The organism is Staphylococcus cohnii subsp. cohnii (genome assembly GCF_002902365.1).
GTDB classification, from domain to species: Bacteria; Bacillota; Bacilli; order Staphylococcales; family Staphylococcaceae; genus Staphylococcus; species Staphylococcus cohnii.
Genome location: NZ_PPQC01000065.1, coordinates 44,561 through 44,793, shown reverse-complemented (window position 1 = coordinate 44,793; position 233 = coordinate 44,561). Strand labels below are relative to the sequence as shown.

Annotated in this window: 1 protein-coding gene; it reads left to right on the top strand. The window is 53.6% G+C overall.

Features of this window, described 5'->3' with window-relative positions; genetic code table 11:
• The coding region (locus tag CD032_RS13180) for a hypothetical protein (protein ID WP_219727859.1) at nucleotides 1-233 on the top strand (233 nt) is incomplete at both ends.

The following is a 233-nucleotide window of genomic DNA, read 5'->3' as shown; positions in this document are numbered from 1 at the left end:
CAGATGCAGATGCTGATTCAGATGCAGACGCAGATGCAGACGCAGATGCAGACGCAGATGCTGACTCAGATGCAGACGCAGATGCAGACTCAGACGCAGATGCAGATGCTGACTCAGATGCTGATTCAGATGCAGACGCAGATGCAGACGCAGATGCTGATTCAGATGCAGACGCAGATGCTGACGCAGATGCAGACGCAGATGCAGACGCAGATGCTGATGCAGATGCAGAC